The organism is Bacteroidota bacterium (assembly GCA_018692315.1).
Classification (GTDB): Bacteria; Bacteroidota; Bacteroidia; order Bacteroidales; family JABHKC01; genus JABHKC01.
Window position 1 is genome coordinate 1 of the sequence record JABHKC010000201.1, and the last position, 5,900, is coordinate 5,900.

Annotated in this window: 5 protein-coding genes; 2 read left to right on the forward strand and 3 right to left on the reverse strand. The window is 29.6% G+C overall.

Going from position 1 to position 5,900, the window contains the following annotated elements; genetic code table 11:
- Positions 1-303: 303 nt before the first annotated feature.
- Both HN894_15010 and HN894_15015 read left to right on the forward strand, forming a co-directional pair.
- Positions 304-504, forward strand: coding sequence for a helix-turn-helix transcriptional regulator (locus HN894_15010; GenBank protein MBT7144633.1), 201 nt, complete (start codon positions 304-306; stop codon positions 502-504).
- A gap of 10 nt (positions 505-514) precedes the next feature.
- Positions 515-2,122 carry a hypothetical protein gene (locus HN894_15015; protein MBT7144634.1) on the forward strand — a complete coding sequence of 536 codons (1,608 nt, stop codon included), beginning with the start codon at positions 515-517 and terminating at the stop codon, positions 2,120-2,122.
- On the opposite strand, the gene HN894_15020 is transcribed toward HN894_15015, so the two are convergent.
- Genes HN894_15020 through HN894_15030 form a run of 3 tightly spaced genes read right to left on the reverse strand, consistent with a single transcriptional unit; the run spans position 2,093 to position 5,556 of the window.
- Positions 2,093-3,280 carry a DNA cytosine methyltransferase gene (locus HN894_15020; GenBank protein MBT7144635.1) on the reverse strand — a complete coding sequence of 396 codons (1,188 nt, stop codon included), beginning with the start codon at positions 3,278-3,280 and terminating at the stop codon, positions 2,093-2,095. The two genes, HN894_15015 and HN894_15020, sit on opposite strands and share 30 nt — an antisense overlap.
- Positions 3,264-5,249, reverse strand: a complete 1,986-nt coding sequence (locus HN894_15025) for a hypothetical protein (protein MBT7144636.1) — start codon at positions 5,247-5,249, stop codon at positions 3,264-3,266. Before HN894_15025 ends, HN894_15020 begins: the two co-directional genes overlap by 17 nt.
- A complete protein-coding gene (locus HN894_15030) occupies positions 5,242-5,556 on the reverse strand; it encodes a helix-turn-helix transcriptional regulator (GenBank protein ID MBT7144637.1) in 315 nt (104 codons plus the stop codon). The genes HN894_15025 and HN894_15030 overlap by 8 nt, the downstream gene beginning before the upstream one ends.
- Positions 5,557-5,900: the final 344 nt, after the last annotated feature.

Sequence of the window (5,900 nt, forward strand, 5' to 3'; positions counted from 1 at the left end):
AGTTACGTTTAAAGGGAACTGAGACAAAGAAATTATTTCGATAATTCTTTTGCTTAATGAACCGCTAAGTACGAGACCCGTACGCTTAGTGGTGTGAGAGGTGCACTGGTGGCTATTTTGCCATCAGCCGCCTACTCGATTACCCACTGGCTTTATTTCTCAGGTGTTCGAGGCTAAAGCAAAGACTTACTCTTTTGCAATTTTTGGACTAAGGGAAGGCATAAGCGAATTGCAAATGTGTATGGCTTTCAGTGTTGACAGTTGTCCGTTGTATAGTTGTCAACATATTATCAACTTTGCAAAATGAATATAAAGCAAAAATTTGGTACTAAAGTAAAAGAGTTGCGACTCAAAAAAGAGCTTTCACAAGAAGCTTTTGCATTTAAAGCAGATATAGATAGAACATATATTTCAAGTATCGAAAAGGGTGAGCGGAATGTTTCATTAACTATAATTGAAAAAATTGCAAAAGCATTAGAAATCAAAATAACGGAACTTTTTTAATATCAAATAAATGAGAAAAGAAATACTTATAACAAATTATTATCCAGAAAAATTAAAGGAAGCAAGAGAAATTGCTGGTTTATCATTAGATTATTTTGAAGAGGATGATTCAATAGATATTGAAAAACTTGAAATGTATGAAACAAATAAGCCCATTACTCCAGTTGATATTTTTTTAGTAGGATATTTGTTTACTATTTATGAAAATCATGCTAAAGATAAAGGAGTAGATTTTTTTAGCTTAACAACAGATATTTTGTTTCCACACCCTGCTGGTATTAAATATCAAGAATCTATAGTTAAGCATCCAAACTATAAAGGCATACCAGTTACAAGAAATGGTAGCGGCAACGTAAGTTGGATGACAACTATTGATACTGATTTGGGGAAAAAGAGAATGGTTTTTTGGGATGCTAAAATGAAGGAATTAAATATAAAGGCTAAAAATATAATGGATGCTGGTGTAAGAAAAAAAGTAGCATTTGAAAATCATCCTACAAAAAAACACACATGTTTATTTTCAGGCACAGAGTTATACCTTGATTACAGATATCCAGCACCGCAAAGAATAGATTTACTAAATAAAGTATATGATGAAACTTTGAAATATTATGATTTGGATATTTTTGAGTTGGCAACAATGTTATTTGAAATTGATAATTGTAGTCTGTTTAAAAAAGTGTTCAATTTCAAAAAAACGATTCAATCAAAAGATGGAATTCTAAATTATCTAAATGAAGATTATGTGTTGAAAGAAAAACGAGGATATGTTTCTCCAGGTGTAATGAGTAATTCTCCGGACAGACTAGACGGATTCCATTCATATAATAACGATGTTAGAGATGTTTGTGATACTGGTAGAAGAAAAGATAATTTAAAAAAATATACTCAAGATAGAAGAGTTTATGAAATGTGGTCCGATGGAGATTGGAAAAAGGCAGATAGACTTTATGCTACTTTTGTAAAAAATGGAGTAAGTCCAGACCATATTGGACCTATGTCTTTAGGTTTTGCACATAGACCCAAATTCCAACCTATGACTGCAAGTCAAAATAGTTCTAAAGGAAATAGAATGACATTACAAGATGTTAAAGTATTAGTTAGAGATGAAAAGAATGGTGATACTGTTATTACGTGGCATTCAAAACATATATGGGATACTTTAAAAAACAAAGTTCAAAGTGATGCCGATGCATTAAAATTAAGTGCATTAATGAGAAAAAACCTTCACCATGTTTTAATCATTTTCTCTATGATAAATGAAAATGGATATGGCGAGTTTTTAAAACAGTTTCTCAATCCAGACTATTCTTATTATGATTATGAATTTGAAAATTTTAATTCTAAAACAGGTGAGTTTAGTAATGTAATAGAGAAGAAATTAGATGGTAAAAACCAACAAAATAATGTCAAGAGATATTTTAGAATAGCTTTTGAGAAATTAGTTGAATACGCTGATAAAGATAACAGAAAGAATAAAATTTGGGAATCTGATAAGGTTACAAAAAAAGTAACTGCCTTAATTGAATTGCTGCAAAAGAATAATAATGATGAAGCAAAAGAATTACTTCATCAAATATTCTTGGATTTAGCTAATATTACCGACGAGAACTGGTAAACCTTGTAAACATTTCGTGTAAAAAGTTTTAAAATCAATTTCTCCCATTAGCATAGCTTCATAGGGGGAAGTTGATTTGTAATTGCACTGCAATTCAAATTCACCCGAATCCGTTTCTAATGGAGGAAGTCCATAAATTGCATCTTGAACTGTTATCGGATTTGGTAAGTCGTCAGCTTTTGCTGAAAATAATGGTTTAGGCGCATCAATGTTTATTTTTCTTAAAGTGCCAACAATAAAAACTCTTTTTCTTTTTTGAGGTACTCCAAATTCTTCTGCACTTAATTTGAAAGGTTTATTAACAGAATAACCAATTTTTTCAAATGATTCTATAATTTCCTTAACAGCTTCGCCTTTTCGCATTGTCAAAATACCAGGAACATTTTCCATTATAAAAGCTTCTGGTTTTATTGAATTTACAATCTCAACAAAGTCATTAAACAATTGATTTCTTGTATCATTTGGGTCTCTCCACCCAGCATGTGAAAATCCTTGACAAGGTGGACCACCCATTACAATACCCACTTGAATTTTGTTTTTTACAGAGTTTATGATTCTTTCTTTAATCTCTGATTCTGTGACATTACCTAATATTAAGTTTTCTTCTTTTGTGTATTTAGAGTGATTTTGTTTATAGGTTTCAAAATAGTGTTTTTCTATTTCGTTAGCTGCTAAAAGTTTAAAGTTTTCCATTAAAAATCCTTCTGACATTCCACCAGCACCAGAAAATAAATCGATGATAGTATTGTTCTCAATAAAAGGTTTAACGGTTTCTGCAACAGCTCTTGCCAATAATGGAGGAACTGCGTTGCCAATTTGTTTATATTGGGAAGATTTACTTCCATAAAAAACAAAATCATCTTTAAAAGACTGTAATCTTGCTCCTTCTCTTGTAGAAATCATCCTTTGTTGCTTAGGATGTAAGTTACTACTATTACCCAACCTATTAAAATAAGTCGTAATTGTAAATGCCGGCTTGTCGTATTTTAATCTGCCATAATAAGTTGTTCTACCTCCTGATTTACGGATTTGTTCTAAACGCTGTGAGGGAATATGGACAGGGATATTTTGCCAATTTCCACCTTCGGGTATATGTTTTGCCATGTCCCATTCCAAATCACTAAGTCTTGGTGAAATATGATTATATAGTAATTTCATTTTCAATTAATTCTTTTTGTTTTTTAGTTTTTGTTCTTCCTAAAATATATTCCGTTTCTTGTTCGTTTAAACCATATAGTTTACAAATAAGACTGTTGTTTGATTGGGTTTCTCCATTGAAATATTTTAAATCAATACTGTTTAAATCAATAATTGGCAATTCGTCCAATTCGTAATTGTTGATGTGATTATTGCTACTTGTAACTTTAAATCGCCAATTCAGAAGTTCACTATTTAAGATAAAATAAAGCTTTTGTAAATCTTCGAAACTTCTTGAAGAATTAATATAATTACACGAATTTGCAAGAATATCGTTCTTTTCTGAAAATGTAAATTTCATTCTTTTACTCAAGTCAACATTGGATATTTGCTGACAAATCAACCTTCTGGAATTAAAATCCTTTTCTTTGAAATCAAGCGACTTTTTATTGATAAATTTTTCAATTTCGACAGATTCATTATTTTTGTCAATAATACCTTTTTCGGTTATCATATTTCCTCTGACTAATCTGTAATCTCCATTTTTGCTGTCAACAATACAATCTTTGAATAGTGTTAAATCTAGTTCACCTCTTCTGTTTCTTATAAAATTAAAATCTTTTAGTTTTAAATATTCAGACAACTTTTCTAAAATATTCCAACCGAGTTTTTCTATTAGTGGAATTTCTTGATTTACATTAAATACAGATTTAATAGTTTTATAGCTAATGTAAAAGTTGTTGCTACCGAATTCAATTTCTATTTTATTGCTGATTCCTCCTTTTTCTAAATAAAAAATAACAGTAGATTGTGCGACATTATCAAAAAGGTTAGATGCTTCTGAATAATATCGGATGAAATGAAGTTTGTTTTTTGATAATAGATGTTTCCTCAATTTAGTAGAAGTTAAATCTGCAAAAATTGAAGCAGGGCAAATAATACCAATTTGTCCGCTCGGTTTTGTCATTTTCAAAATCATTTCAATAGAAATTTGATAATAATTCAACATTCCCTCTATTGAATAATTATAAAATCCTGACGTTTTGAAAAAGTTAATTTCATTTGCCACTTTTCTTTGTAGCATTTCAAAGTATCCGTTTAAAAGAGTGCTTTTATTTTTATTTACTTTCAATAGGTAGTAAGGCGGATTTGAAAAAACTGCATCAAAACCACCATTAACAAAAATTGATTCAAAGTCATATTTAAAATCAAAACTGTTTTCGAATTCTGAAATCAAGGAGGTATTAGGGATTAATGCATTTCTATGAAGGATGTTTTTTGAAATGGCTTCAATAGTTTTTTTGTCGATTGTATCTAATAATGATGTGATTTTACACTTTAGAATTTCTAATGCAACTTCATCAATGTCAATTGCATAAAGTTTTTCGCAAACAATTTCTTTTATACTTAAATTGAATTTTTGTTTAAAAAAATTGATTGCTTCAAAATAAAAACGACCCGTCCCACATGCAAAATCGAGGCACTTTAAATCCCTACTTTTCACGTTTTTAATAGCGTTTTCAATTGTTGTTGTAACTATTTCATTCGTTATTTTTTGCTGAGTATAAACAGCTCCGAATTCTTTTAAGTAATGTTTGGATTTACTTCTTTTTAATTTGCCAGAATTAATAGAAAACTGGGAATTGAGAAATGTAATATGGAGCTCTTCTATTATTTTAGGAATTTCATTTATTGATATTATACTGAAACTTTCATCCCAATTTTCTTCCAAAGTGAAAATGGATTCAAATGAATGATAATTTTCAGGAAATCTATTTTGCAAGTAGTAAGTAATTAAACCATTTGTTAGTTTTTTGTGTACTCCAAAGGCAATATTCTCATTAGATGTCAATAATAAATTAGCATTTATATCATGTAGTTCATTTTCCGAAATTGGTTTAATTTCTTGTAAAGATGTGTTTTTGTATTGAATAGCCTTTACAATTTGTCGCTCTTCTATATCAAGTAATATGTTTAATAGATTATTCATTTTCTTTTGATTTTACTGACCGTTTATACTCGATTTTTGCTTCTGCTATTTTTAATATCTCAGCATAATTGTTTTCTTCTTCAATTTGATAAGAAACGATATCGCTGTAATAATTTACCAATAGTTTATTTCTGTCTACTTTGAAAATATTTGATAAATCTTCAATCATTTTCAAATTTGCTTTTCTTTCATCTCTTTCAATTTTGCTTAATGTTGATTGGTCAATATCTAATAAAGAAGCTAGCTTACGCAATGGCATTTCTGCTTTTTCTCTTAATGTTCTGATTTGATGTCCTATTGTGTACATGCTATCCATAGATAAATAATGTCTTGACAAATATTGTCCAAAATTAGATTAAGTTTTTGAATTTTGCAAATTTTGCGATGGAAAAATTTTAGCTCTTTTGGTTTTTTGTGTGTTGGCTTTCTCATTGGCAAAACCAAATGTGCTTAAATGTGCGGAAGGGATTTTAAGCTTGTGGGTAACGATTGTATATAAACAATTGTTCATATATCTCTTTTATCCTCTGAAAAAGGTGTACATACACAACCAATTTGGGCGTGTATGAACACCTTTTTGTTTTTTTATATTTCAAAGTCATCTATCGGGTTTTTAAAATTTTTGAAATTATTTTCTGAAACATGTGTGTA